The following is a 26,978-nucleotide window of genomic DNA, read 5'->3' as shown; positions in this document are numbered from 1 at the left end:
GTGTGGTCCGGACTACGACTGCTGCGCGCGCTCCAGCACCAGCTCGCGGACGCGGGCGGCGTCCGCCTGGCCCTGCATGGCCTTCATGACGGCACCGATGATGGCGCCGGCGGCCTGGACCTTGCCGTCCTTGATCTTGGCGAGGACGTCGGGCTGCGCGGCGAGCGCCTGGTCGACCGCGGCGGTGAGCGCCGAGTCGTCCGACACGACCTTCAGCCCACGCGACTCGACGACCTGCGACGGCGACCCTTCGCCGGCGATGACGCCTTCGAGGACCTGGCGTGCCAGGCGGTCGGTCAGGTCACCGGACTCGACGAGGGCGATGAGCTCGGCGACGTGCTGCGGCGAGACGAGGTCACCGGGGGCGGCGTCCCGCGTGTTCGCGACACGGCTGATCTCACCCGTCCACCACTTGCGGGCGGCCTGCGGTGCGGCACCGGCGGCGACGGTCCCCTCGAGCTCGTCGAGCAGCCCGCCGTTCACGACGTCCTGGAACTCGAGGTCGGTGAAGCCCCAGTCGCCCTTGAGTCGACGGCGACGTGCCACCGGGGCCTCGGGCAGGGAAGCGCGGAGCTCCTCGATCACGGCCGGGTCCGGCACGACCGGGAGCAGGTCGGGCTCCGGGAAGTAGCGGTAGTCGTCGGCGTCGGACTTCGGACGGCCGGCCGAGGTGCGACCGGTGTCCTCGTGCCAGTGCCGGGTCTCCTGCGTGATCGAGCCACCGGCGGCGAGGATCGCGGCCTGGCGCTGGATCTCGTAGCGGATGGCCCGCTCGACGGCCCGGAACGAGTTGACGTTCTTCGTCTCCGTGCGCGTGCCGAGCTTCTCCTGCCCGCGGGGACGCAGCGAGATGTTCGCGTCGCAGCGGAGGTTGCCGCGTTCCATGCGGGCCTCGGAGACGCCGAGCGCTCGGACGAGGTCACGGATGACCTGCACGTACGCCGCGCCGAGCTCGGGTGCGCGCTCCTCGGCGCCGAAGATCGGCTTCGTGACGATCTCGACGAGCGGGACCCCGGCACGGTTGTAGTCGACGAGCGAGTACTCGGCACCCTGGATGCGGCCCGTGGCACCGCCGACGTGCGTCAGCTTGCCGGCGTCCTCTTCCATGTGGGCGCGCTCGATCGGCACGGTGAAGATGGTGCCGTCGGCGAGCTCGACCTCGACCTCGCCCTCGTACGCGATCGGCTCGTCGTACTGCGAGATCTGGTAGTTCTTCGGGTTGTCCGGGTAGTAGTAGTTCTTCCGGGCGAACCGCGAGGACTCGGCGATCGAGCAGCCGAGCGCGAGCCCGAGCTGGATCGAGTACCGCACGGCCTGCGCGTTGACGACCGGCAGCGACCCGGGGAGCCCGAGGTCGACCGGCGTCACGTTCGTGTTCGGCTCGCCGCCGAAGAAGTTCGGCGCGTCCGAGAACATCTTGGTCTTCGTCGCGAGCTCGACGTGGACCTCGAAGCCGAGGACCGGCTCGTACAGCCGGAGTGCCTCGTCGAAGTCCATCAGCGCGTCCTTCTGCGCCATCAGATCACACCTTCCTGCGCAGCGGACTGCTGACTCTGGTCGAGGTCCGGGATGCTGTCGATGAGCGGGCGGCCCCACTGCTGCTCGAGCAGGCGTTCGAGGGCGGCGCCGTACCGGTAGAGCCGGGCGTCCTCACGCTGCGGTGCCATGAGCTGCACGCCCGTGGGGAGCGAGTCCTCGGGAGCGAGGCCGTTCGGGATGCTCATGCCCGGGACGCCGGCGAGGTTCGCCGGGATCGTCGTCAGGTCGTTGAGGTACATCGCCAGCGGGTCGTCGATGCGCTCACCGATCGGGAACGCGGTCGTCGGGGCCGACGGGCTGACCAGCAGGTCGACCTGCTCGAACGCGGCCTGGAAGTCGCGCTGCACGAGGGTGCGGACCTTCTGCGCCGACCCGTAGTAGGCGTCGTAGTAGCCGGCGCTCAGCGCGTACGTGCCGAGGATGATGCGGCGCTTCACCTCGGGACCGAAACCGGCCTCGCGCGTGGCGGCCATGACGTCCTCGACGGTGGCACCGTTCTCGGGCGTCACGCGGAGCCCGAAGCGCACGGAGTCGAACTTCGCGAGGTTCGACGACGCCTCGGCCGGGAGGATCAGGTAGTACGCGCTGATCGCGTAGGCGAACGACGGGGCGTCGATCTCGACGACGACGGCACCGGCCGACTCGAGCAGGGCGACCGTCTCGTGGAAGCGCTGGGTGACGCCCGCCTGGAAGCCCTCGCCACCGGCGAGCTCCTTCACCACGCCGACGCGCAGGCCGCGCAGCGTGTCCGCCTGCAGGCCCTCGCGCGCAGCGGCCGCCATCGACGGCCAGGCGTCGGGGATGCTCGTGGAGTCACGCGGGTCGTGCCCGCCGATGACGTCGTGCAGCAGCGCGGCGTCGAGGACGGTGCGCGACACCGGGCCGACCTGGTCGAGGCTGGAGGCCAGGGCGATCGCGCCGTAGCGGCTCACCCCGCCGTAGGTCGGCTTCACGCCGACGGTTCCGGTGACGGCACCCGGCTGACGGATCGAGCCGCCGGTGTCCGAGCCGAGGGCGAGCGGTGCCTCGTGCGCGGCGACCGCGGCGGCCGAACCGCCGCCGGAGCCACCGGGGATGCGGTCGAGGTCCCAAGGGTTGTGCGTCGGGCCGTACGCCGAGAACTCGGTCGTCGAGCCCATGGCGAACTCGTCCATGTTCGTCTTGCCGAGCGGCACGAGGCCGGCGGCACGGAGCTTCGCGACCGGGGTGGCGTCGTACGGCGGCACCCAGCCTTCGAGGATCTTCGAGCCGGACGTCGTGGGCATGTCCTGCGTGCACAGGACGTCCTTGATCGCGATCGGCACGCCGGCGAGCGGACCGAGGTCGTCACCGGCGGCACGGCGGGAGTCGATCGACTTCGCCGCGGCGATCGCGTTCTGGTTGACGTGCAGGAAGGCGTGGACGTCGCCGTCCACCGCCTGGATGCGGTCGAGGTGCGCCTGGGTGGCCTCGACGCTCGAGACGTCGCGCGCCACGAGGGCGTCGGCGAGCGCCGCGGCGCTCAGCTTCGTGATGTCGGTCACTGCTCTTCTCCCAGGATGGCCGTCACGCGGAACCGTTCGCCGTCGGAGTCGGGTGCGCCCGAGAGCGCCTGCTCCTGCGTGAGGGTCGGACCGACCACGTCGGGTCGGGTGACGTTGCCGAGCGGCACGGGGTGGCTGGTCGCCGGGACGTCCGGGGTGGCGACCTCGGTGACCTTGGCGACGCTGTCGACGATGTGCGACAGCTCCCCCGTGAGCTTCTCGATCTCTTCGGGCGTGAGTGCGATACGTGCGAGGTTCGCCAGGTGGGCGACCTGCTCGCTCGTGATGTCAGGCATGGTGCTCCGTCGATCGGTTCGTGGATTGCGCACCAGTCTATTGGTGCCTCAGTGGCCCTTCTGCTTCCCCTGCGGCTTCTGTGGAGACTGCTGCGCCGGCTGCTGCGCTCCCGTCTGCTGACCCTGCTGCTGGCCCTGCTGCTGCGTCGCCGCCGCGTCGCCCTGGGAACCGCTCGACGATCCGCTCGACGACGTGTGGCTGGCCTGGCCGATCATCGCCGGGTCCGCAGCCGGCAGCGTGCCACCGCCGACGGTCTGGTCGAGGTACGACATCATCGACTTGCCGACGCCGAACTTCGCGCTGTACCCGGTGGTCCCCTGCAGGAACGGCCAGTTCGCCAGGCTCACGTTGCCCTGGACGTTGCCGATCCAGGTCGCGTTCGTGTACTTCGTGCTCGACGCGACGAGCCAGTTCTGCACGTCACCGTCGGTGGTGCCGGTCTTCGCGAACTTCGGGGTGCTGTCGCCGGGGTTGGCGCTCGCGGCCGTGCCGGACCCGGTGAGGACGCCCTGCAACGCGTAGTCGACCGTCCCCGCTACGTCGGCAGCGACACCCTGCGTGCAGGACGACGGCGTCGGGGTGATCTTCGTGCCATCCGACTCGGTGACGGAGTCGATGGCGGTCGGCGTGCAGACGACGCCGCCGTTCGCGAAGCCCGCGTAGGCCTCGGCGAGGTCGATCGGGGACAGGTTGTTCACGCCGAGGATCGACGACGGGGTCTGTCCGAGCGCGCCGCCAGCCGCCGGGTGGATGCCCATTGACTGGGCGAGCTGCGCGATCTTGCACAGGTCGAGCTGCTTGCCCATCGCGGCGTAGGCGGTGTTGATCGACTCCGACGTCGCGGCCTGCACGGTCATCGACGACGGCACGTTCTCGGCGTTCGACACCGGCCAGGTCCCGCCGCTGACGTTCTGGCAGGTGTTCGTGAACTCCGAGTTCTGGAACGTGTGCTCGGTCGTCGACACGGACTGCGAGAGCGTGTGCCCGGTGGCGAGCCACTCGGCGAGCGTGAACACCTTGTACGTCGAGCCGGTCTGGAACCCGCCCGAGTTGCCGTACCCGCTGTCGGCGCTGTAGTTCACCGCGGTCGACCCGGCGGTCGAGGTGTCGCCCTGCGTGTACTGCGTGTTCTGCACCATCGAGAGGATCCGGCCGGTGCCCGGCTCCACGGTGACGTTCGAGCCGCCGACGTCGACGCCGGCCATCGTCGACGGGACGTAGGTCGACAGCGCGGTCTGCGCCTGGGACTGCAGGTCGAGGTCGAGCGAGGTGTGGATCTCGAGGCCCTTGGTGTCGAGCGTCGCGATGCGCTCGGCGGCCGTCTTGCCGAACGCCGGGTCCTGCAGCACCTGGTCGCGCACGTAGTCGCAGAAGTACCCGGCGTCGTACCCGGTCGCCGCCGAGGAGCAGCCGTTCGCCGTGGCGGTGATCTTCGGCGTGACCGGTGTCGCCTTCGCCTGCTCGAGCTGCGCCTTCGTGATGTCGTGGTGGACGTACATGCGCTGCAGCACGTAGTCGCGGCGCTCCTTGGTGGCGGCGTAGCCGTTCTTCGCGCCGTTGTCGGCGTTCGACGGCTGGTCGATGCGCAGGTTCGACGGGTTGTTGAGGATCGCGACGAGGGTGGCCGACTGGACGAGCGAGAGGTCCTTCGCGTGCACGCCGAAGTAGTACTCGGCACCGGCCTCGGCGCCGTACACGCGGCCGCCGAGCCCGACGAGGTTCAGGTACCCGGTGAGGATCTGGTCCTTCGAGTACTTCTTGTTCACGGCGATCGCGTACCGCATCTCCTGGAGCTTGCGCTGCGGGGTCACCCCGGCGGCGTCCTCGTAGCACGCGGCGACCTTCTTCTCGGTGTCCGCGGCGTCCTTGCCCGTGAGCTCCTCGCACTGCTGCACGAGGACGTTCTTCACGTACTGCTGGGTGATGCTCGACCCGCCCTGCACGTCACCGCCGACGACCGTCGCCGCCGCACCGCGGAGCGTGCCGACGACGTCGATGCCGCCCTCGTCGTAGAAGCGGGGGTCCTCGGTGTCGATCGCCGCCTGCTTGAGCGTCTTCGCCATCGCCCCGGACGCCACGGTCGTGCGGTTCTCGGCGTAGAACGAGGCGATCTTGACCTGCTGTCCGCCCTTCTCCGCGTAGACGGAGGAGACCTGCTGCGGCGTCTGGATGTCGAGGTAGCTCGGCAGGTCCTCGAAGAAGGACACCGCCCCGGACGTGCTCTCGCCCGCGACGGCGACCCCCGGCGTGACCGCCACGGCGACGAGCATGCCGGCCAGCGCCGACATCGCGACGAACGTCAGGAGAGCACCAGGCCATCGCACCACACGCATGCAGGGCACCGTACGGTCACGATCTGGACTGGTTCTGCCGTGGAACGAGTCCACGCTGCACCGCCGCTCAGGTTCCCACCCAGGATCAGTCGCGGGGCTGGAGGTCCTGCGGTCGGACGAGGTACATGTCCGGCGACGCCTGCGGCAGCCCGTCGCCACCGCGTTCACCGCGCCGGACCTGCTCGCGGACGAGGTCCCCGCGGCCGACGGCGATGAGCGCCACGTCGTGCAGCGACGCCGTCCCCGGCTTGAGGTAGTCGTTGTGCCCGACCGGTCGGCGGAACACCTCGCCGGCCTCCTGCACGTCGACGCCGCCGGTCAGGTCGAGCACGGTCGAGCCGAACCCCGCGGAACCGGGATCGGTGCCGAAGTACCCGGAGCCGGCGATCGGGTCGCTGTGCGCATCGCCGACGAACACCTGCCCGGCGCTGACGGCCAGGTCGGCCGAGGTGCGCACGTCGCTCCCCGGCGAGCCCAGGACCGTCAGGGTGTCCGCGCTCATCTCCCCCGAGGCCAGCGCCATGAGCGCCGCGGTCGACCCGTACGAGTGCGCGACGATGTTCACCCGCGGTTCGTCGCCGTCGCGGATCTCCCGGAGCCCGCCGACCGTCCGGGCGAGGCGCTCCCCGCCCGTCTTGGCCATGCCGAGCGACATGATGTTCGACAGGTCCGGCGTGCGGTACCCCATCCACGCCACGACGGCGACGCCGTTGCCCGAGCCGGGCGCGGCCAGACCGGCCACGGTCGCCTGCTCGGTGTAGAGGTCGTTCGCGGTGTTCGTGAAGTCCGCCATCTGGCCGGTCACGGTGAAGAACATGCCGGGGACGACGACCGTGACGTCGGCGGCGGTGTCCAGGTCCCCGACGGCGATGGCCGCGCGCCCGGCCCCTCGCGTGTCGAGCGTGATGAGGTACCGGTCCGGTGCACCGACCTCGTGCACGAGTGCGTCGCGGACCTGGCCGAGCATCGCGGTCACGGCGGCAGCGGCCGAGTGGTCGGCGAGACCCGTGGCGAGGACCGCCCGGTTCGCACGGTCACGGACCGCGTAGGGCACGCCCTCGAGGTTCCCGACGACGGACGGCGCGAGGGTCGTCAGCGTGTCGCGCTCGTCGTCGGTGAGTCCGGACCACCAGGCGGTGACCTCGGCGGCGGTCGGCGGGTCGTCCTCGGCGGTCGCGAGCACGTGACGATCCTGCCCGGCACGGAGGAGGTCCGCGCCGCTGAGCGACGACAGGTCGGTGAGGAACGCCTGCCCGCGCTCGACGGTGACCCCACCCGACGCGGACGACGGCCCGGACACGGACACCGACGCGGTCAGGTGTACCCCGGTCATGACCGGTCGGGGTACTGAGGCACCCTCAGGGACCCGCGCGATCGCGTGCACGACGGCCACGGAGTGGGTGGCGGGCGCGACTGGGACCTCGACCACTCCGAGCGAGTGCATCGAGGCGGTGAGCAGAGCCGCGGCGATGAGCAGCAATCGGGTCTCCCCCGGGAAGGCCGTCCCGTCGACTCCCTGCAGACGACGGGTGATGCTCTATCGAGTGTAAGGAGAATAGCCTTCCCGAGGACGTGCGCGTTGCAACTTGTCCCCCGAACTGGGTGGACACACAGGCGCGCCGTACCGCACCGACCGACGCCGGACGTGCCCCTGAGTCAGACTCAGTCCTCGGGTTCGTCGCCGGCCGCGTCGCCGAGCGCCGCCGGCCCCTCGGTCACCAGCAGGCGGAACTGCTCGGCGTCGATGATCCGGACCCCGAGTTGTTCGGCCTTGGTGAGCTTCGAACCGGCACCGGGACCGGCCGCGACGAAGTCCGTCTTCTTGCTCACGCTCGAGGCCGCCTTGCCGCCCGCGGCGATGATCGCCTCCTGCGCGCCCTCGCGGCTGTACCCCTCGAGGGAGCCCGTCGCCACGACGGTCAGCCCGCTGAGCACGCCGCCTTCTACGTCCGCGGCGCCCGGTCCGGGGTGCCCGGGCGTGGTGAACTGCACGCCCGCCGCCGTCCAGCGGTCGATGATGTCGCGGTGCCAGTCGACCTCGAACCAGTCGAGCAGGGCGTCGGCGATGATCCCGCCGACACCGTCCACCGCGGCGAGTTCCTCGCGCGAGGCGGCCCGGATGGCGTCGAGGGACCCGAAGTGGTTCGCGAGCGCGCGGGCTGCCACCGGCCCGACGTGTCGGATGCTCAGGCCGACCATGATCCGCCAGAGCGGCTTCGTCTTGGCGGCGTCGATGTTCGCGAGCATCTCGAACGCGTTCTTCGACGGGTACCGGCTCGGTTCTCCCGTGTAGTCCGCTCCCCGTGCGTCGGGGTCGAACGGCGGGTCGGTCTTCTTGCGCGCGCGGCTGAACGGCGTCACGCGCTTCGGCGCACCGTCGTCGGTGGTCTTCTCCATGCCGGTCTCGGCGTCACGGACGATGACCTCGATCGGGACGATGTCCTCCATCGTCAGGTCGAACAGGCCGGCCTCGGTCTCGAGCGGGGGCTGCTCGGGGTGGAGCGGCTGCGTCAGGGCCGCCGCAGCGACCTCGCCCAGCCCCTCGATGTCGAGCGAGCCACGGGAGGCGATGTGCTCGACCCGGCCGCGCACCTGCGCCGGGCAGCTCTTCGCGTTCGGGCAGCGGAGGTCGATGTCGCCTTCCTTCGCGGGGGCGAGGGGCGTGCCGCACTCGGGGCAGTTCGTCGGCATGACGAACTCGCGCTCGGTACCGTCGCGGAGTTCGACGACCGGACCGAGCACCTCGGGGATGACGTCGCCGGCCTTCCGGAGCACCACGGTGTCCCCGATGAGGACGCCCTTCGCCTTGACGACCTGCTGGTTGTGCAGGGTCGCCTGCCGCACGACCGACCCGGCGACCTCGGCCGGGGCCATCACCGCGAAGGGCGTGGCGCGACCGGTCCGACCGACGCTGACGACCACGTCGAGGAGCGTCGTGTGGACCTCTTCCGGCGGGTACTTGTACGCGATCGCCCACCGCGGGGCGCGCGACGTCGACCCGAGTTCCTCGTGCAGGGCGAGGTCGTCGACCTTGATCACGATGCCGTCGATCTGGTGTTCGACCGAGGCGCGTCGCTCGCCGTAGTCCTTGACGAAGGCCAGCACCTCGTCGATGGAGTCGAAGACCCGGTAGTGCGAACTCGTCGGCAGGCCCCACGTCTGCAGGAGCTCGTACACCTCGGACTGCGCGCGGACGTCGGTGTCCCGTTCGAGTTCGCGGACGGGCCACGCGCCGATGCCGTGCACGAGCATGCGGAGCCGACGGAGCCGGTCCACCATGAGCTCGCGCTTCGCCTCGGACTTGCCCTCTTCCTTCTGGCGGAGGGATCCGGCTGCCGCGTTGCGCGGGTTCGCGAAGACCCGCTCCCCCGCGTCGCGCTGCTTGGCGTTCAGTTCGTCGAACTGCTCGACCGGGAAGAAGATCTCGCCACGGACCTCGACGAGGGGCGGGTGCCCGGAACCGGACAGGCGGTCCGGGATCGTGCCCATCGTGCGGACGTTGCCGGTGACGTCCTCGCCGACGACGCCGTCACCGCGCGTCGCGGCCGAGACGAGCCGACCGTTCTCGTACCGGAGGTTGATCGCGAGCCCGTCGATCTTCAGCTCGGTGAGGAACCGGACGCGCTCGGCACCGGCATCGCGCTGCACCTTGACCGCCCAGTCGACGAGTTCGTCCGGGCTGAAGACGTTGTCGAGGCTGAGCATCCGCTCGGCGTGCTCGACCGGCGCGAACTGCACGGTCTGCGCCTGGCCGCCCACGGTCTGGGTCGGGCTGTCCTCGGTGAGGAGTTCCGGGAAGCGCTGCTCGATCGCGTCGAGGCGGTGGACGAGCCCGTCGTACTCGCCGTCCGCGACCGTCGACCCGTTCTCGTCGTAGTACGCGTGCCGCAGCTCGTTGATGCTGGACCGGAGCCGGTCGACCTCACGCTGCGCCTGCGCCGCGTCGAGTGCGGCGGGGTCGATCGTCTCGAACGTCGAGTCCGCGGGCGTCGTGTCGCTCATGCCCTCAGTTCTACCGGCAACCACCGACCGGACGCGCAGCCGACGGGCAACCCGGGAGCGCCGCGCGGTCAGACGGCGGCGGGCACCGCCGACACCGTCGCGTCGATCGTGCACTGCCCGAGCACCCGGGTGCCGACGTACACGACCGCGGTCTGCCCCGGCGCGACGCCCGAGAGCGGCTCGTCGACGTCGATGACCAGCTGGCCGTCGGTGACCCGTGCGGTCGCGGGCACCGGGTCGGCGTGCGCCCGGATCTGCACGTCGCACGCGAACGGCGTGGACGGGTCGGCCGGCGCGGTGCCGGCCCAGGTGAAGCGCGACCCGGACATCGAGGTCACGTCGAGCGCCTCCTTCGGGCCGACCACGACGGTGTTCTCCTTCGGGCGGATCTCGAGCACGAACCGCGGCTTGCCGTCCGGTGCCGGTCGACCGAGGTGCAGTCCGCGCCGCTGTCCGACCGTGTACCCGGTCGCTCCGTCGTGCGCACCGACGACCGTGCCGTCCCGCTCGACGACCTCGCCGGGAGCCGCGCCGACCCGGTCCGCCAGCCAGCCCCGGGTGTCGCCGTCCGGGATGAAGCAGATGTCGTAGGAGTCGGGCTTCTGCGCCACGGTGAGGCCCCGCGCTGCCGCCTCGGCCCGGACCTCGTCCTTCGAGGGCGTCGCTCCGAGCGGGAACATCGCGTGCTGGAGCTGCTCGGCGGTCAGGACGCCGAGGACGTACGACTGGTCCTTCGCCCACGCCGCCGAGCGGTGCAGCTCGCGCGCCCCGTCCGGACCGGTGACGATCGAGGCGTAGTGCCCGGTGCAGACGGCGTCGAACCCGAGGGCGAGCGCCTTCTCGAGCAGCGCCGCGAACTTGATCCGCTCGTTGCAGCGCATGCAGGGGTTCGGCGTGCGGCCGGCCTGGTACTCGGCCACGAAGTCGTCGACGACGTCCTCCTTGAACCGGGCCGAGAAGTCCCACACGTAGTACGGGATGCCGAGCGCGGACGCGGCGCGCTGGGCGTCCATCGAGTCCTCGATCGTGCAGCAGCCGCGACTGCCGGTGCGCAGGGTCCCGGGCATGCGGCTCAGCGCCAGGTGCACACCGACCACGTCGTGCCCGGCGTCGACCGCCCGGGCTGCGGCCACCGCCGAGTCGACCCCACCGCTCATCGCCGCCAGAACTCGCATGGCTCCAGGGTAACCCGCCGACGAAGCGGTACCGCGGGCGTACCGTTGTCCGAGCGATGACCTCCGAGACCCCTGCCTTCGACTTCCGGTCGGTCCTGCTGTCCGGGTTCCTGCCCGCAGCGCTCTTCGCGATCGGCGAGGGCGCGATCATCCCGATCATCCCGATCGCGGCGAGCTCCCTCGGCGCGAGCCTGGCGTTCGCGGGCTTCGTCGCGGCGCTCATCCTCGTGGGCGAGCTCATCGGGGACGTGCCGTCCGGGGTGGTGGTCGCCCGCATCGGGGAGCGCAACGCGATGATCGGCGCGGCGGTCGTCTCGGTCGTCGGGCTCCTGGTGTGCACGGCCGCCCCGAACGCCTGGGTCCTCGCGCTCGGGGTGTTCCTCGTCGGTGTCTCCACCGCCGTCTTCGCGCTCGCCCGGCACGCGTACATGACGACCGCGATCCCCCTCCACATCCGGGCACGGGCGCTGTCGAGCCTCGGTGGTGTGTTCCGCTTCGGCTACTTCGTCGGTCCGTTCATCGCCGCCGGTGTCGTGCACCTGACGGGCACCACGCAGAGCGCGTTCTGGATCCACATCGTCTGCTGCCTCCTGGCGGCCGTGACGCTCCTCGTCCTGCGCGACCCCGCGACGGGCGCACGCGGCTTCCGCAGGCCGAGCCGCGCCTCCCGGCCCACGACGGACGACGCGAGGGACAAGACCGACGCGACCACCACGGAGCCACCCACCGACACCGGTGCGCAGTTCGTCCAAGAGGAAGCGCACGGCCTCTTCCGCACCATCCGCGCGAACCGGGCCGTGCTCCTCCGGCTCGGCAGCGGTGCCGGCCTGATCGGCGCGCTCCGCGCCGGCCGCCAGGTCATCCTGCCGCTCTGGGCGGTCAGCGTCGGGCTCGACGACTCGACCGCAGCCCTCGTCATCGGCATCGCCGGTGCGGTCGACTTCGCGCTCTTCTACACGAGCGGGCAGATCATGGACCGGTGGGGCCGCCTGGCGAGCGCACTCCCCTGCATGGTCGGGCTCAGCATCAGCTACTTCCTGCTCGCGTGGTCCGGACACCTCGACGCCCGGGTGGGCTGGTTCGTCGCGATCGCGATGGGGATGTCGCTCGCGAACGGGGTCGGGTCGGGCATCCTCATGACGCTCGGCGCGGACCTCGCGCCGCGGGACCACCCGGCGCCGTTCCTGGGCGCCTGGAGGTTCACCGGCGACTTCGGGCAAGCCGCTGCACCGCTCCTCATCTCCGGCGTGACCGCCGTCGCGTCGATCGCCGTCGCGAGCGGCGTGATGGGGGTGCTCGGCCTGGTCGGCGCGGGCATCCTGTTGCGGTACGTGCCGCGGTACCTCCCACGGAAGCTGCGCTGACCGTCCGCCGAACGGCCGGTCGGGGCGGCCCAGGAGGCGCGGATCACGTCCGGCGCGCGGGCGGCGCTCGGTAGACTGCCGCTGCTCGCGGGAGTGGTGGAATCGGTAGACACGCAGGATTTAGGTTCCTGTGCCCCTGGCGTGAGGGTTCGAGTCCCTCCTTCCGCACCAGAAGTTGCGTCCTCACGCATCTCATACCACCGAGGGACGTTGCCGTCATCGGCGGACGGTACCCTCGTCCTGCGGGACGCCTCCCCGTGTCCCCGCCTCCACGACCGGAAGAACCATGCACTCCGTCGCACTCGCCCTGATCCCCTGGCTGGATCCGCAGTACATCCTCGACAACTTCGGGGCCATCGCCGTGTTCGTGGTGTGCGCCATCATCTTCGCCGAGACCGGGCTGCTCGTCGGCTTCATCTTCCCGGGCGACAGCCTGCTCGTGATCACCGGCCTCTTCGCGTTCGACCGCGGTGGCGAGATCGGCGGCATCCCCGTCTGGATCGCCGCGCTGATGATCGCCGCGTCCGCGTTCCTCGGCGGCGAGCTCGGCTACTACATCGGCAAGAAGGCCGGCCCGCCCATCTTCGAGCGCAAGGAGAGCGGGCTGTTCTCCAAGGCGAACGTCGACCGCACGAACGCGTTCTTCCACCGGTTCGGGCCCCTCGCGGTGATCCTCGCCCGGTTCGTCCCCGTCGTGCGGACGTTCCTGCCGATCGCCGCCGGCGTGGGCCGGATGAACTACAAGAAGTACTCGCTGTACAACGCGATCGGCGCCGTCGTGTGGGGCGTCGGGGTGACGTTCCTCGGGTACTTCATCGGGCACATCCCGTTCGTCGCGCACATCGTCCGCGAGTACATCGACATCATCCTGCTCGCGGCCGTCGTCGTGACGGTCGTGCCGATGGCGCTGACGTACTTCCGGAACGCGCGCAAGGCGAAGCGCGACGAGGCCGCGGCCGAGGCGGGGACCGAGCCGCAGCGCTGACGGTCCGTCCTGCCGGACAGGAGGCGCGGTGCCGGCTGGCACCGCGCCTCCTGTCCGTCGCGGGCCGTGCCGGCCCGGGCCGGCCGGGCCGCGCCGGGCCGCGCCGGGCCGCCCGCCCCGCTCGGTCCGCTCGCATCGCCGAGCGGGCGAAATACGTCCCCCTCGACGCCCCCGCGCGGCACATTCCGCCCGCTCGCCGCGCGCCCGCGGCGGCCCAGCGGCCGCCCGCTCCGCCGAGCGGGCGAAGTACGTCCCCTTCGAAGCCCCCGCGCGGCACATTCCGCCCGCTCGCCGCACGTCCGCCGCGCCGAGCCGCCGCCCGCTCCGCCGAGCGGGCGAAGTACGCCCCGCTCGGCGCCCCCGCGCGGCACATTCCGCCCGCTCGCCGCACAACCGCGGCGGCGCTGGGCCCTCGCACAACCGAAGACAACCCGAGCCACGTCGCGACGTGGCTCGGGTTGTCTTCGGTTGTGCGGACGCGCAGCCGCGCAGCCGCGCGCCCGCGCGTCAGACGCCGAAGTACTCCCGCACCACCGGCGCGATCCCGCGGAACGCCTTGCTCCGGTGCGACAGCGCGTTCTTCTCCTCGCGCGTCAGCTCCGCCGACGTCCGGTCGGCGTCGTCCGGCCGGAAGACCGGGTCGTACCCGTGCCCACCGTCGCCGATGGGCTCGGTCGTGACCTCGCCGTTCCAGACCGCCTCGACCACGTGCTCGGTGCCGTCCGGCGTGACGAACGCCGCGGCGCACACGAACGCCGCCGTGCGCTCGACGACCCCGTCGAGGTTCCGCAGCAGCAGCGCGATGTTGTCCGCGTCGACCCGCGTGCCGGCGTACCGCGCCGAGTGGATGCCGGGAGCACCGTCCAATGCGTCCACAGCGATGCCCGAGTCGTCGGCGAGCGCCGGGAGCCCCGTGTGCGCGACCGCTGCCCGGGCCTTGATGAGGGCGTTCGCGGCGTAGGTGTCCCCGTCCTCGACCGGCTCCGGGCCGTCGTACCCGACGAGCTCGACACCGTCGCCCAGTGCCGACCCGAGGATCTCGCGCAACTCGACGACCTTGCCCTGGTTGTGCGTCGCCAGGACCACCGTGCGCGAGGTCACGCGAGCCCCAGCACGGACTTCTGGATCGCCGCGAGGGACTGGTTGCCCGCGAGCCCGAGGTCCAGCAGCACGTTGAGCTCGTCGCGGTCGAAGGGTGCGTGCTCGGCGGTCCCCTGTACCTCGATGAACTTGCCCGAGCCCGTGGTGACGATGTTCATGTCGGTGTCGGCGGCGGAGTCCTCGGTGTACGCGAGGTCGAGCATCGGCTCGCCCTTGACGATCCCGACGGAGATGGCCTGCACGCTGTCGAGCAGCGGGGTCGCCTTCTTCGCCACGAACCCGCGGTCGCGCCCCCACTCGATCGCGTCCACCATCGCGACGTACGCGCCGGTGATCGACGCCGTGCGGGTGCCGCCGTCTGCCTGGAGCACGTCGCAGTCGATGACGAGCGTGTTCTCGCCGAGACCCTTCGTGTCGACGACCGCGCGGAGCGATCGGCCGATCAAGCGGGAGATCTCGTGCGTGCGCCCGCCGACCTTGCCCTTGATCGACTCGCGCTGCATGCGCTCGTTCGTGGAGCGGGGCAGCATCGAGTACTCGGCGGTGACCCAGCCGGTACCCTTGCCGGCGAGCCACCGCGGGACGCCGTTGGTGAAGGACGCGGTGCAGAGCACCCTGGTGTTGCCGAACGAGATGAGCGCGCTGCCCTCGGCCTGCGTGCTCCACCCCCGCTCGATCGTGACGGGACGGTGGTCGGTCGCGGTGCGGCCGTCGATGCGGAGCGTGTCGCTCATGGGGTCCTTTCGATGCGGGGCAGCGTGATGGCCCCGGTCTGGAGGTGGCCGACGCTGGAGACCTCGGGGCCGAGGAAGCGTCGGGCGAGTCGGATGAAGCCGTTCTTGTCGTCGCCGGTCGCCTCGAACGAGTAGGTCGGCGGCTCGGTGGCGGTGCGTTCGAGTCCGTGCTCGACGAGTCGTCGGTACACGTCGTTGGCGGTCTCCTCGGCGCTGGAGACGAGCGTCACGTCCGGACCCATCACGTACTGGATCGCGGCGGACATGAGCGGGTAGTGGGTGCACCCGAGGACGAGCGTGTCGACGTCGGCTGCGCGGATCGGTGCGAGGTAGCCCGCAGCGACCTCGCGGAGCGCTGGGGAGGAGGTGTCCCCCGCCTCGACGAACTCGACGAAGCGCGGGCATGCCGCGAGGCTCAGACTGATGTCCGACGCGACCGCGAAAGCGTCCTCGTACGAGCGCGACGCGATGGTGCCGACCGTGCCGATCACGCCGATGCGTCCGGTACGGGTCTGCTTGACGGCGGCGCGTGCAGCGGGCTGGATGACCTCGACGACCGGGATGCCGTACGCCTGCTCGTACCGTTCGCGGGCGTCGCGGAGCACCGCGGACGAAGCGGTGTTGCACGCGATCACGAGGGCCTTCACACCCTGTTCGACGAGGTCGTCCATCACCTCGAGCGCGTAGCGACGGACGTCCGCGATGGGCTTCGGGCCGTACGGCGAGTGCACGGTGTCGCCCACGTACCGGATGCTCTCGCGTGGCAGCTGGTCGATGATGGCGCGGGCCACCGTGAGTCCGCCGACCCCGCTGTCGAAGACTCCGATCGGTGCATCCGTCACGACACCAGCGTACCGAGCGCGCGGGCCCGCCCGCCCCGCGAGCGGGCGGAACACGCACCGCTCACCGCGCCGACCCAACGGAATCCGCCCGCTCGCGTCAACGTCCCGTCCAGGAGGCGCGACCCGCCCCCGCCAGGCCGCCCCGCGCCTCCAGGCCGCCACCCACCCCGCGAGCGGGCGGAACACGCACCGCTCACCGCGCCGACGCGGCACATACCGCCCGCTCGCGCGCGCCGGCCGGCGGATCCGTACCTCCGAGCCCGGGCGACACTAGTGTCGGAGAGGTGACCAGCGCGCTCCTCACGGACCAGTACGAACTCACCATGGTCGACGCGGCCCTCAAGGACGGCACGGCCGACCGCCGGTGCGTGTTCGAGGTCTTCGCCCGCCGTCTGCCGGACGGGCGCCGCTACGGTGTCGCCGCGGGCCTCGGCCGGTTCCTGACCGCGCTGACGGACTTCCGGTTCGGCGACGACGAGATCGCGTTCTTGCGCGACCGCGGCGTCATCGATGCCGGGACGGCCTCGTACCTCGCCGACTACCGGTTCACCGGGGACATCCGCGCCTACCGCGAGGGCGAGGTCTTCTTCCCGAACTCCCCCGTCCTCCAGATCGAGGGCACCTTCGCCGAGGCCGTCGTGCTCGAGACCCTCGCGCTGAGCATCTTCAACGCCGACAGCGCGATCGCGAGCGCCGCCGCACGCATGGTCTCCGCTGCCGACGGTCGACCCCTCGCCGAGATGGGCTCCCGGCGCACCGGCGAGTGGAACGCCGTCGCCGCCGCCCGGGCCGCGTACATCGCGGGCTTCGGGGCGACGAGCAACCTCGAGGCCGGGCGCACCTGGGGCATCCCGACGATGGGCACCGCGGCGCACGCGTTCACGCTCCTCCACGACTCGGAGGAGGACGCCTTCCGATCGCAGATCGACGCCCTCGGGACCGGCACGACGCTGCTCGTCGACACCTACGACATCGAGGCCGCCGTCGACACCGCGGTCCGGCTCACCGACGGCAAGCTCGGCGCCGTCCGCATCGACAGTGGCGACCTGCCGTCCGTCGTGGCGTCGGTCCGCGCACAGCTCGACCGGCTCGGGGCGACCGACACGAAGATCACGGTCACGAACGACCTCGACGAGTACACGATCGCGGCACTCCGCGCGGCGCCGGTCGACTCCTACGGCGTCGGGACCTCGGTGGTCTCCGGATCGGGCCACCCGGCCGCGGGCATGGTGTTCAAGCTCGTGGCCCACCGCGACGCGAGCCACCGCGACGCGAGCCACCGCGACGCAGCCGACGGCGGTGCGGCCGACGCCGGCTGGGTCCCGGTCGCGAAGAAGTCGGCCGAGAAGGCCACCGTCGGCGGACGCAAGCAGGCCGGCCGCCGCCTCCGCAACGGCATCGCCACCGCCGAGGTCGTGCTGACCACGGGTCAGGTCGGGCCGGACGAGCGCCCGCTGCTCGTCCCCGTGGTGACGAACGGCGAGGTGGACCCGGCGTTCCTCGGCGTGCAGGGCGTCGAAGCGGCCCGCGCGCACCACAAGATGGCGAAGGCCGAGCTGCCCGCCGACGCGTCACGCATCGGTCGAGGCGACCCGGCCATCCCCACGCTCGTCATCTGAGCGTCGGCGTCACTCCGCCTTCATCTTCTCGTAGATCGCCTTGCAGTCGGGGCAGACCGGGAACTTCTCGGGGTCGCGACCGGGGATCCACTTCTTCCCGCACAGCGCCTTGACGGGCTTGCCGGTCAGGGCCGACTGCAGGATCTTGTCCTTCTTGACGTAGTGCGAGAAGCGCTCGTGGTCGCCGGGCTCGATCGCCTCTTCCTCGAGGAGCTTCTCGAGCTCGCGGTCCATCACGTCGAGGCCGCCACCGGGTTCCGTCATGCTCATGCGTCCAGGGTACGACGACCGGGCGCGCGCCGCGACGGTCCGCATCGCGCGGGGGCGTGGCCGACCTGTGACGGCCTGGAGGCGCGGGGCGGGGTCGACCCGCGCCTCCAGGCCGTCAGGTGGTCACCCCGGGAGGCGACCCGGCTCAGTTGCGCTGCGCTGCGGCCAGCAGGTCCGGCCCGTGGCGGTCGAAGAGGCGACCGCCGATCGCGACGCCCGCCACCAGCACGACCACGCCGACCAGGACCCCGACGACGAGGGTCAGGACCCCCCACGGCTCCGGGCCGTCGACGAACGCGAGCACCGCGAGCCAGGCCGCGGGGACGGAGCAGACCAGGATGCCGACCACCATCGACGACTGCGCGACCGAGGCGAGGACACCGGCGGCCTGCGGCTGCTGGAAGGGATGGTCGCCCGGTCGGACGGTCGGGTACGGCAGCAGGACGGACACGACGCTCGACAGCCCGAGGCCGGACAGGAGCGCGCTCGTGCTCACGCCGACCAGCAGCGGGAAGGCAGTCCAGTCGCCGAACAGCCACGCGGAGACCCACGAGCCGGCGACGAGTGCGGGGATGCCCACGGTGAGCACCGGCACGAGGCGACCGAGTCGGTCGCTCCAGCCTGGGGCTCCCGAGGCGACGTGCAGCCACACCGCGGTGTTGTCGTACGAGACGTCGTTGTGCGGCAGGAAGCCCGCGATGAGCGCCATCAGCGGCAGCGGCACCAGGGCGGTCCAGTGCCACGGCACGCCGGCCACCCCGAGCGGGATGACGACGAGCGGGACGAACACGATGATCAGGTAGGACGCGCGATACCGCGGGTCGCGTCCCCAGTAGGTGAGTGCCCGTGCCGCCACCGCGCCGACGGGCGTGGAGCCGAGCGTGTCGAACCATCCGAGGCCCCGGTACCGACGGGTCCGCGCACGGCCGTCGACGGTCTCGAGCGCCCGGCCGACCACGGCCCACCAGGCGAGGCCGAGCAGGGCCACGACGACCACCGCGATGACGAGCTTGACGATGCCCTCGCCCACACGGCCGCTCGCGACGTCGGCCGGCACGGCCCAGGCGGCGCCCCACGGCGTCCACCCGGCGATGTCGGCGACGCGCTGCATCTCGGCGCCGGCCGGGTCGAGCCAGTCGACGCGGAGCAGGAGCGAGACGGCCGGGATCGCCAGCACGACGATGACCAGCGCGACCAACCAGCCGGCGTCCCGCGACCGGTGCGGACCGATCAGGGACGCACCGACGGCGCTGCCGACGCGGATGAGCAGGGCGCACGTGGCGATGGCGAGGAGGGCGGCGACGACGCCGAGGACGCCGACACCCGCACCGCGCATCCACGCGACCGACTGCGCGACGGCCACGACGGCGACCGCGACGACCGGGACCCCGATGAGTCCGGCGACCCCGAGCCCGACCGCCAGGTCACGTCGGCCGATGCCGAACACGGTGAAGCGCCGCGGATCGAACTGGTCGCCGCGCCCGACGACGAGGGGGACGACCGTGAACGCGAAGGCGATGAGCGTGCCGACCGGGACGACGACCGAACGCGCGACCTCGGGTGCGGCGTCACGGAGCCCGACGACCTCGATCGCGACGAGCACCGCGGCGACGAGTCCCGCGAGGCTGCCGAGCACGACGAGGACCGACCGACGGGCGCTCCCGCGGACCTCGCCCGCGAGTAGGTCTGCCCTCAGCCGGAGAAGCTGTGCAACCATTCCATGCTCTCTGCCACGACGCGGCCGCCCGCGAGTTCGACGAACTTGTCCTCGAGGCTCTTGCGCCCGCGGACCTGCGCCATCGTGCCGGAGGCGAGGACCTTGCCGCCGACGATGATGGCGACGGAGTCACACGTGCGCTGCACGAGCTCCATGGAGTGGCTGGAGAGCACCACCGTGCCGCCCCCGCGCGTGTAGCGACGGAGGATCTCGGTGATGGTCGCTGCGCTCACCGGGTCGACGGACTCGAACGGTTCGTCGAGCACGAGCACCCGGGGCGAGTGGATGAGGGTCGCCGCGAGGGCGATCTTCTTCGCCATGCCCACGGAGTAGTCGGCGACCTGACGGCCGAGCGCCTCGCCGAGACCGAACGCCTCGGCCAGGTCACTGCTGCGCTTGCGCGCGGTGGCACCGTCGAGCCCGCGGAGGGTCGCCGAGTAGTACAGCAGCTGCGCGCCGGTCAGCCGGTCGAACAGCCGGAGCCGGTCCGGCAGCACGCCGAGGTCCCGCTTGGCGGCGGTCGGGTCGGCCCACACGTCGTGGTCGAGCACCGTCACGCTGCCGGCGTCGGGGCGCAGGAGTCCGGTGACCATCGACAGGGTGGTCGTCTTGCCGGCGCCGTTCGGGCCGACGACGCCGAAGATCGAGCCCTGGCGGATCTCGAGGTCGACCTCGTCGACGGCGAGGGTCTGGCCGTAGCGCTTCACGAGGCCGTCGGCACGGAGGACGACGGGCTGCTGGGGCTGCTTGGCCGTGGGCGCGGGGCGCTTCGTGCCGCTCGGGCGCTTCTTCGCGGACTTGGTGTCGGGCGCCGCGGTGTCCGCTGCGGTGTCGGGCGCTGCCGTGTCCGCTGCGGGGTCCGTGGCGGTTGCGGTGTCCGTCGGGGTCGCGCGGTCGGTCGGGGTCGCGCGGTCGGTCGCGTCCGTGCCGGCGGTCGCGTCCGTCTCGTCCGCCCCGTCGCGCGGGCCAGGAGGCACGGTGCCGGTCGTCCCCGCCGTCTGCGTCGGGCGGGTGGCACGTCCCTTGCCGCCGCGCGCCTTGGCAGGGCGGCGACCGGTGGTCGTCGGCGCCACCGCCTGCGCGGCGACGCGGTCCGCCCCCGTCTCCGTCGTCTCGGTGGCCGTCGTGTCGTCGGTCATCGTGTCCTCAGCGGAGGCGTCGTGTGCATCCCCGTCCCCCATGTCGTCGTCAGCGGCGTCTCCCGCCGCGGTGGCGTCGTCGTCCTCGGTGGCAGCGTCGTCCGCGGTGTCGTCGTCGCCGTCGGCGGCCGCTTCGGCCTCGGTGTCGGCGTCCGCTTCCTCGGTCAGCCAGGCAGCGTCCGACGTGGCGTACACGTCGTCGTCGTCCCCTGCTGCTGCGGCCACCGCCCCACCGTACCAACGCTCACCGGACAGCGGGGGACGCCTCGGGCGCAGTGTCCCGAATCCCCGGCGCTGTGTCACGAAATGAGCACGAAGCGGCCGAGACCGTACCCCGGCGGAGGGTCGTTCCGTATCATTCACCGAGGCACAACGAAGTGTTCACCACTTGGAAACCTGCCCCGGCCGGTGTCCCCGTGACGATCCCTCCCTGCGAATGCGCGCAGAGACGGCGGTCTTCCCGGGCAGATCGGATCTTCCGGGAGCACACTCGACGAGGCCCGCCCGTGCCCCAGGGCGCGCGGGCGGACACCAGAAGGGACCAGCATGACCACGCAGATCGTCATCCTCGCAGCGGGGATGGGCAGCCGCCTCGGGCGCAGCCTGCCGAAGCCGCTGACCGAACTGAGCGACGGCCGCACCATCATGCAGCAGCAGTTCGACAACATCCGTGCGGCGTTCGGTTCGAGCGCACGCGTCACGATCGTCGTCGGCTACAAGTCGGAGTACATCGTCGAGGCCTTCCCCGAGGCGAACTTCGTCTACAACGAGTCCTACGACTCCACGAACACCTCGAAGAGCCTGCTCCGCGCCCTCAAGGCGACGGGCAAGGGCGGTGTGCTCTGGATGAACGGCGACGTCGTCTTCGACCCGCGTGCCCTGGTGCGTGCGGCCGACATGATCGACGAGGACCGCTCGTTCGTCAGCGTCAACACCGACAAGGTCTCCGACGAAGAGGTCAAGTACACCGTCGACGCCGAGGGCTTCATCCACAAGCTGTCGAAGCAGGTCGTCGGTGGCCTCGGCGAAGCCGTCGGCATCAACTACGTGTCCTCGAAGGACAAGCAGGCGCTCATCCGCCAGCTCGGTCGCGTCGACGACCAGGAGTACTTCGAGGGCGGCATCGAGGCTGCCATCGCTGAGGACGGGCTACTCTGGAGCCCGATCGACATCTCCGACCTCTACGCGGTCGAGATCGACTTCGCCGAGGACCTCGAGCGCGCGAACAACCTGTTCGCCTGAACCAGCGTCAAGACCCCCTCGGCGGTTCCGCCCGAAGGGAAACCGTGACCACAGCGAGTGCGCCGACCGCGCCCGCGGCTGCCGCACCAGCGGCGTCCCGGAGCGCCGGTCGGCGCTATCGTCATGCCCTCTGGCTGCTGACGATCCGAGACCTCCGCGTCCGCTACTCGACCTCGGCGCTCGGCTACTTCTGGTCGATCCTCGACCCGCTCGTGATGTCGGCGATCTACTGGTTCGTCTTCACGCAGGTGTTCCACCGCGGGTCGGTCGGCGAAGAGCCGTACATCGTGTTCCTGCTGTCGGCGCTGCTGCCGTGGATGTGGTTCACCGGTGCTGTCTCGGACTCCACGCGGGCGTTCATCAAGGAGACCAAGCTCATCCGGTCGACGACGATCCCGCGCAGCATCTGGGTCGCCCGGGTCACGGCGTCGAAGGGCATCGAGTTCCTCCTCAGCCTGCCGGTGCTCGCCGTGTTCGCGATCGCGACGGGGGCGCACTGGCACTGGGAGATCGCGCTCTACCCGCTCGCGATCGTGCTGCAGTGCGCGCTCGTGTACGGGCTCGGCCTGATCGTCGCGCCGCTCGTGGTCTTCTTCCGTGACCTCGAGCGTGCGGTGAAGCTCGTGCTCCGGTTCCTCTTCTACGCATCGCCGATCATCTACGGCACGTCGGCACTGCCCGACAAGCTGCACGACCTCGCGGCCTTCAACCCGCTCAGCGGCATCTTCGGCATCTACCGCGCGGCGTTCTTCCCGTCGCAGCTGAACTGGTTCGAGGTCGGGGTCTCCGTCGTCGTCACCGTCGTCGTCCTCGCGATCGGACTCGTCGTGTTCCGCCGCAGCGAACACCGCGTCCTGAAGGAGCTGTGATGACCGCCACCGAGCAGACCAGCCGCAGCGCGACGGTCGCCCCCGTGATCTCCGTCCGCGACGCCGGCATCCGGTTCAAGCGCAACCGTCGGGCGAGCCGGAGCTTCAAGGACCTCTTCGCCGGCAGCAACCGCCGCAAGCGCGCGGACGAGTTCTGGGCGCTCCGGGGTGTGTCGTTCGACGTCCGCCCGGGTGAGGCGATCGGGGTCGTCGGCCGCAACGGTCAGGGCAAGTCGACGCTGCTGAAGCTCGTGGCCCAGGTCATGCTCCCCGACGAGGGACGCATCCACGTCGGTGCCGGGGTCGCACCCCTGATCGAGATCACCGGTGGCTTCGTCGGAGACCTCTCGGTCCGCGACAACGTCTACCTCACGGCGGGACTGCACGGCATGTCCCGGGCGGAGATCCGCGACGCCTTCGACGAGATCATCGAGTTCGCCGAGATCGGCGACTTCGTCGACACCCCGTACAAGCACCTGTCGAGCGGCATGAAGGTGCGCATCGCGTTCGCGGTCATCTCGCGCCTCGACGAACCGGTGATCCTGGTGGACGAGGTCCTGGCGGTCGGCGACAAGGGGTTCCGCGAGAAGTGCTACAAGCGGATCGAGGAGCTCCTCGCCGGTGGCCGCACGCTGTTCTTCGTCTCGCACAGCGACAAGGACCTCCGCCGCTTCTGCGAGCGTGGGCTGTACCTCGACAAGGGTCGCCTGCAGCTCGACGGCACGATCGAGGAAGCACTGCAGCGGTACTCGTCCGACTACGCCGTCTGACCACCGGTCCCCGTCCACAACCAGGGTCCCCCGGGCCGCTCTCCACAGCCGCCACTCCCCCGAGCCGAACCGGCCGCCGGACGTCAGACCCTCACCCTACGGTGACGGCATGCACCACCCGACACCGGCCTACCCCGTTCCGTTCTCGATCGACCGTTCCCGTGCCCCGCGCCGCTACGACCTGCTGAACACCGGCGACGAACCCGTCGACGGCATCACGCTCACCCACCTCGGCAGCGGCTACTGCCCGCCGCTCGCCGTGCACCGGCTCGAACCGGGTCGGTCGCTCTCGATCGCCGTGTTCGGCGCCACCGCCGACGACACGGGCGTGGTGATCGTCCGCTGGCGTCGACCGGACCGCTCCGAGTACCTCTGGCGGATGTCCCTCGTGGGTGACGCCCGTGCTGCCTGACCGTCCTCGTCGTGCCACCGCCGACCGGTGGGTCCGGGTCGGTCCCTCAGTCCTCGCCGCGCGACGCCGCGACGGTCTGCCAGCGGGCGAGCAGCCGTTCGACCGCGTCGTGCAGCCGCTTCGTCGCCGCACCCGGCGTCGTGTCCCCGAAGTACCGCTCGACCCAGTGCTGCAGCTTCGCGAGCTCGGCGGCGTCGTTCGCCGCGGCGTCGACCCGCGCGACGACGTCCTGCGCATCGGACGCCGTCAACCAGTTGGCGTCACTCAGGTACCCTCGCTCGTCGACGTCCGCCTCGGGCGAGACCGGCCGGGTCACGATGAGCGGCTTGCCCACGGCGAGCCGGTCGTAGATCATCGCGCTGATGTCCGTGATCGCCACGTCCGCTCCGGCGAGCTGCCACCCCAGCTCGGCGCCGTCGTCGTACACGTGGTGGGCGCCGGGGTCGGCGGCGTTGGCGCTCGCGATGGCAGCGACGATCCGCTCGTGCGCCGCCTTGTACGCGGCGTCGCGCACACCGCTGCGGGGGTGCGGCCGGTAGACGAGCCGGTGCGCCGGCGACGCGAGCACCCGTTCGGCGATCGTGGTGCCGTGGCTCGCGATCGACCCGTAGGCGGCCGCTGCGCGGTCCCCCTCCCACGTCGGCGCGTAGAGCACGACCGTGCGGTCGTCGGCCGGGTACGGCGCGGCGCCGGCGAAGTGGTCGGCCTGCGGGCGACCGATCGAGATCGTCCGGGCATCCAGGTCGTAGTCCCACAGGGCGTCCGACAGCCGTCCACGAGCGGCGTCGCCAGCGATCAGGGCGTAGTCGTACGCCTTGAACTGGTTCGTCGTCATGTACATCTTGTCGCTCTCGCCGTGGTTCACGAAGACGTGCCACATGCGCCCGTACCGCATCATCTGGAAGTTGCGGGCGTTCTGGTTGACGTAGAAGACGATCTTCGGGGCCTGCTGCTCGACGAACTGCTCGAGGTCGACGACCTGGCGCGCGTAGACCACGGGCACCGGGGACTCGTCGAGCAGGGTGAGCATGGTGCCGGGGCTTCGCGCGATGATCGCGACCGGGTGAGTCGCCGCGAGTTCGGCGAGGGGGGCGTACCACTGCCGCACCTGGTACATGTTCACGGGGCCGTCGGCGAAGTAGACGGCGATCTCCACGGTGCCCGGAGCAGGGGCCACCACCGACGGCAGCCGGCGTGCGAGTTCACGACGGCTGCGTCGCGACTTGAGCAGGCGGTCGGCGAGCCGCAGGGCCGTGCGCGCGTCACTGATGATCGGCATGGTCTCTCCTCCTGGGTCCGGGGACGGTTCGGTGCGGGCGGGTCAGACGACGGGCGGACGGCCGGCGAGCGTCATGCGGCCGATCGTGAGCCAGCCCATCACGTGCACGGGACCGCAGTCGCTCCGCCAGCCTTCACGGACGCCACCGAACCAGGTGGCGAGCCGCTGCGGGTGTCGCCACCAGCGTGCGACCTGGATCGCCGCCCACGACCCGACGTACAGCGGTCGGAGCACCGCCGGCAGGTTGCGCCGAGCCAGCCAGACCCGGTTCCGGGCGTTCAGCCGGTAGTACTCGGTGTGGCGTGCCGGGTCGATCGCGGGGTGGTGCGCGACGAGGTCCCCGGCGTACCAGGTCCGTCGGCCGGCATCCCACACGCGCCACGCGAGCTCGATGCCCTCGTGCGCGTAGAAGTACTCCGTTCCCCAACCGCCGGTCGCGCGGTACACGTCCATCGGCAGGACGACCGCCCCTTCCCACACCGAGAACACCGGCGACGAGTGGTCGGGCTCGCCCTTGCGGATCCGCGGGATCCAGCGCGTCGGGTTCGCAGCGCCGGTGGGGTCGACGACCCGGGGTTGCACGAGACCGAGCGACGGATCGCGCTCGAACAGGTCGATCGCGTCACGCAGGAACGTCTCCGACGGCACCGAGGCGTCGTCGTCGAGGAAGAACACGTAGTCGCCGTCGACCACCTCGGCCCCGGCGTTCCGCCCGGCGGGGATGCCCACGTTCTCGGGCAGGGCCAGCGCGCGGACGCCCTCGGGCAGACCGGTCGGCTCCCATCCGTTGCCGACGCACACCACGTCGAGGTCGACGTCCTGCTGCGCGAGCACGCTCTCGAGTCCACGACGCAGGTCGTCCGGGCGGGTCCCCTGCGACAGGCTCACCACGGCGACCCGGGGCCGCTCGCGGTGCGGGACGGCGTGACGACGGAGCGTGCCCGGGGTCACCCGCGGACCCGCTTCGACGAGATGATCGCCACGAAGTGCCCGAACGTCGCCAGGATCGCCAGCGGCAGGAGCGCGCCCACCAGGATCCGGTCGGCCAGGGGATGACCGATCACGAGCGCCAGCAGCGCGAAGACGAACGCGAGGATGCTCAGCTCGACCGAGTGGTACAGGCGGTGGAACGGCAGGAACCGCGCGGCGCGACGCAGCGTCGCGAGCCGTCGTCCGGACGGGGCGGTGCCGGCGTCGCGACGGTCGACGAGCTTGTCGAGCCCGGCGTTCGCCCGTGCGACGTGCACCATGTCGTTGAGCGCCTTGTTGAGGACGATCACGAGCCCCAGCGCGCAACCGATCGTGGTCCACATCCAGTCCGCGCCGTGGATCGGCCACGTGGCCGCACGGACGCCGAGTGCGATGGGGATGAGTCCCTCGGTCGTGTAGTGCCCGACCTTGTCGAGGAACACGCCGGCGGGCGAGCGGGTCCCCCGCCACCGGGCGACCTCGCCGTCGCAGCAGTCGACGAGCATCTGCAGCTGCCCGAGCACGAGCGCGAGCGCCGCGCCCCAGATGCCCGGGATGAGCAGGGCGGCCGCGACGCTCCACCCGACGAGGATCATCAGGCCGGTCACCTGGTTCGCCGTCACGCGGGTCTTCAGCAGCACCCACGTCAGGTACGGCGAGACGTCCCGCAGGTACAGCGACGCCGTCCAGTGCTCGGCGTTCGCCCGCGAACGGACCTCGTCCGGTTGGGCGACGGCACGGAGTTCGGCGATCGAGGTGGGGCGGGCGTTCCCGCGGCCGGTCGTGTCATCGGTCAA

The 26,978-nt window shown here is 71.2% G+C and carries 23 protein-coding genes and 1 tRNA gene; 8 read left to right on the top strand and 16 right to left on the bottom strand.

The genetic code is table 11. The features are described from left to right. Positions 1 to 12 precede the first annotated feature (12 nt). From gatB to mnmA, 7 genes are all read right to left on the bottom strand, one after another. Positions 13 to 1,518: an Asp-tRNA(Asn)/Glu-tRNA(Gln) amidotransferase subunit GatB gene (gene gatB / locus ACIPKM_RS17590; RefSeq protein ID WP_071295008.1), complete on the bottom strand. Its 1,506-nt coding sequence runs from the start codon at positions 1,516 to 1,518 to the stop codon at positions 13 to 15. Next, on the bottom strand, positions 1,518 to 3,062 hold the full coding sequence (gene gatA / locus ACIPKM_RS17585; RefSeq protein WP_070416659.1) for an Asp-tRNA(Asn)/Glu-tRNA(Gln) amidotransferase subunit GatA: 1,545 nt from the start codon (positions 3,060 to 3,062) through the stop codon (positions 1,518 to 1,520). The genes gatB and gatA overlap by 1 nt, the downstream gene beginning before the upstream one ends. Further along, complete coding sequence (gatC, locus tag ACIPKM_RS17580; protein WP_070416660.1) at positions 3,059 to 3,358, bottom strand: Asp-tRNA(Asn)/Glu-tRNA(Gln) amidotransferase subunit GatC; 300 nt, start codon at positions 3,356 to 3,358, stop codon at positions 3,059 to 3,061. Before gatC ends, gatA begins: the two co-directional genes overlap by 4 nt. Positions 3,359 to 3,406: 48 nt before the next feature. Then, positions 3,407 to 5,692 carry a transglycosylase domain-containing protein gene (locus ACIPKM_RS17575; RefSeq protein WP_402737214.1) on the bottom strand — a complete coding sequence of 762 codons (2,286 nt, stop codon included), beginning with the start codon at positions 5,690 to 5,692 and terminating at the stop codon, positions 3,407 to 3,409. Positions 5,693 to 5,777: 85 nt separating this feature from the next. Then, complete coding sequence (locus tag ACIPKM_RS17570) at positions 5,778 to 7,025, bottom strand: alpha/beta hydrolase (RefSeq protein WP_181015137.1); 1,248 nt, start codon at positions 7,023 to 7,025, stop codon at positions 5,778 to 5,780. 329 nt (positions 7,026 to 7,354) lie between these two features. Continuing rightward, the gene (ligA, locus tag ACIPKM_RS17565; protein ID WP_261647456.1) at positions 7,355 to 9,694 is read right to left on the bottom strand and encodes an NAD-dependent DNA ligase LigA; all 2,340 of its coding nucleotides are present in this window, start codon (positions 9,692 to 9,694) and stop codon (positions 7,355 to 7,357) included. Positions 9,695 to 9,762: 68 nt separating this feature from the next. Then, complete coding sequence (gene mnmA, locus ACIPKM_RS17560) at positions 9,763 to 10,869, bottom strand: tRNA 2-thiouridine(34) synthase MnmA (RefSeq protein WP_402737213.1); 1,107 nt, start codon at positions 10,867 to 10,869, stop codon at positions 9,763 to 9,765. A gap of 56 nt (positions 10,870 to 10,925) precedes the next feature. Between mnmA and ACIPKM_RS17555 the strand changes: the two genes are divergently transcribed. From ACIPKM_RS17555 to ACIPKM_RS17545, 3 genes are all read left to right on the top strand, one after another. Further along, complete coding sequence (locus tag ACIPKM_RS17555; protein WP_092384158.1) at positions 10,926 to 12,233, top strand: MFS transporter; 1,308 nt, start codon at positions 10,926 to 10,928, stop codon at positions 12,231 to 12,233. Between the two features lie 87 nt (positions 12,234 to 12,320). Then, positions 12,321 to 12,404 (top strand) — tRNA-Leu (locus ACIPKM_RS17550). 115 nt (positions 12,405 to 12,519) lie between these two features. After that, on the top strand, positions 12,520 to 13,218 hold the full coding sequence (locus ACIPKM_RS17545) for a DedA family protein (RefSeq protein ID WP_070416665.1): 699 nt from the start codon (positions 12,520 to 12,522) through the stop codon (positions 13,216 to 13,218). Positions 13,219 to 13,725: 507 nt separating this feature from the next. Here ACIPKM_RS17545 and rdgB read toward each other — a convergent pair. The 3 genes from rdgB to murI are packed head-to-tail and all read right to left on the bottom strand — an operon-like array spanning position 13,726 to position 15,895. Then, positions 13,726 to 14,319: an RdgB/HAM1 family non-canonical purine NTP pyrophosphatase gene (rdgB, locus tag ACIPKM_RS17540; protein ID WP_070416666.1), complete on the bottom strand. Its 594-nt coding sequence runs from the start codon at positions 14,317 to 14,319 to the stop codon at positions 13,726 to 13,728. Further along, positions 14,316 to 15,053: a ribonuclease PH gene (gene rph, locus ACIPKM_RS17535; protein WP_070416667.1), complete on the bottom strand. Its 738-nt coding sequence runs from the start codon at positions 15,051 to 15,053 to the stop codon at positions 14,316 to 14,318. Before rph ends, rdgB begins: the two co-directional genes overlap by 4 nt. Further along, complete coding sequence (gene murI, locus ACIPKM_RS17530) at positions 15,050 to 15,895, bottom strand: glutamate racemase (protein WP_070419170.1); 846 nt, start codon at positions 15,893 to 15,895, stop codon at positions 15,050 to 15,052. The genes rph and murI overlap by 4 nt, the downstream gene beginning before the upstream one ends. Positions 15,896 to 16,179: 284 nt before the next feature. Here murI and ACIPKM_RS17525 point away from each other — a divergent pair, with 284 nt between their 5' ends. Further along, entirely contained in the window at positions 16,180 to 17,514 is a 1,335-nt protein-coding gene (locus ACIPKM_RS17525; protein ID WP_402737212.1) for a nicotinate phosphoribosyltransferase, read from the top strand. Between the two features lie 9 nt (positions 17,515 to 17,523). Here ACIPKM_RS17525 and ACIPKM_RS17520 read toward each other — a convergent pair whose 3' ends face one another. The 3 genes from ACIPKM_RS17520 to ACIPKM_RS17510 form a co-directional block, all read right to left on the bottom strand. Then, entirely contained in the window at positions 17,524 to 17,784 is a 261-nt protein-coding gene (locus ACIPKM_RS17520; protein ID WP_092384164.1) for a DUF3039 domain-containing protein, read from the bottom strand. Positions 17,785 to 17,929: 145 nt separating this feature from the next. Next, the gene (locus ACIPKM_RS17515; RefSeq protein ID WP_402737211.1) at positions 17,930 to 19,501 is read right to left on the bottom strand and encodes an ABC transporter permease; all 1,572 of its coding nucleotides are present in this window, start codon (positions 19,499 to 19,501) and stop codon (positions 17,930 to 17,932) included. Then, complete coding sequence (locus ACIPKM_RS17510; protein ID WP_402737210.1) at positions 19,477 to 20,865, bottom strand: ABC transporter ATP-binding protein; 1,389 nt, start codon at positions 20,863 to 20,865, stop codon at positions 19,477 to 19,479. Before ACIPKM_RS17510 ends, ACIPKM_RS17515 begins: the two co-directional genes overlap by 25 nt. 321 nt (positions 20,866 to 21,186) lie before the next feature. Here ACIPKM_RS17510 and ACIPKM_RS17505 point away from each other — a divergent pair, with 321 nt between their 5' ends. The 4 genes from ACIPKM_RS17505 to ACIPKM_RS17490 all read left to right on the top strand — a co-directional run bounded on the left by ACIPKM_RS17505 (position 21,187) and on the right by ACIPKM_RS17490 (position 23,933). Continuing rightward, complete coding sequence (locus ACIPKM_RS17505) at positions 21,187 to 21,882, top strand: NTP transferase domain-containing protein (protein ID WP_070416669.1); 696 nt, start codon at positions 21,187 to 21,189, stop codon at positions 21,880 to 21,882. Between the two features lie 44 nt (positions 21,883 to 21,926). Next, positions 21,927 to 22,751, top strand: coding sequence for an ABC transporter permease (locus tag ACIPKM_RS17500; RefSeq protein ID WP_070416670.1), 825 nt, complete (start codon positions 21,927 to 21,929; stop codon positions 22,749 to 22,751). Then, positions 22,751 to 23,521, top strand: coding sequence for an ABC transporter ATP-binding protein (locus ACIPKM_RS17495; protein WP_070416671.1), 771 nt, complete (start codon positions 22,751 to 22,753; stop codon positions 23,519 to 23,521). The genes ACIPKM_RS17500 and ACIPKM_RS17495 overlap by 1 nt, the downstream gene beginning before the upstream one ends. A gap of 109 nt (positions 23,522 to 23,630) precedes the next feature. Beyond that, the gene (locus ACIPKM_RS17490) at positions 23,631 to 23,933 is read left to right on the top strand and encodes a hypothetical protein (protein WP_092384168.1); all 303 of its coding nucleotides are present in this window, start codon (positions 23,631 to 23,633) and stop codon (positions 23,931 to 23,933) included. A gap of 46 nt (positions 23,934 to 23,979) precedes the next feature. Here the strand turns inward: ACIPKM_RS17490 and ACIPKM_RS17485 are convergent, their stop codons facing one another. Genes ACIPKM_RS17485 through ACIPKM_RS17475 form a run of 3 tightly spaced genes read right to left on the bottom strand, consistent with a single transcriptional unit; the run spans position 23,980 to position 26,978 of the window. Beyond that, positions 23,980 to 25,212 carry a CDP-glycerol glycerophosphotransferase family protein gene (locus ACIPKM_RS17485; protein WP_402737209.1) on the bottom strand — a complete coding sequence of 411 codons (1,233 nt, stop codon included), beginning with the start codon at positions 25,210 to 25,212 and terminating at the stop codon, positions 23,980 to 23,982. 42 nt (positions 25,213 to 25,254) lie between these two features. Next, positions 25,255 to 26,163 (bottom strand): glycosyltransferase family 2 protein, encoded by a 909-nt coding sequence (locus tag ACIPKM_RS17480; RefSeq protein WP_070416674.1) that lies wholly within the window; start codon positions 26,161 to 26,163, stop codon positions 25,255 to 25,257. Then, a complete protein-coding gene (locus tag ACIPKM_RS17475; protein WP_070416675.1) occupies positions 26,160 to 26,978 on the bottom strand; it encodes a CDP-alcohol phosphatidyltransferase family protein in 819 nt (272 codons plus the stop codon). Before ACIPKM_RS17475 ends, ACIPKM_RS17480 begins: the two co-directional genes overlap by 4 nt.

The sequence above is a fragment of the Curtobacterium sp. NPDC086286 genome, from assembly GCF_044746255.1.
Taxonomy (GTDB): Bacteria; Actinomycetota; Actinomycetes; order Actinomycetales; family Microbacteriaceae; genus Curtobacterium.
The sequence above is the reverse complement of the archived record's forward strand: the minus strand, read 5'-3'. Positions and strand labels throughout refer to the sequence as shown.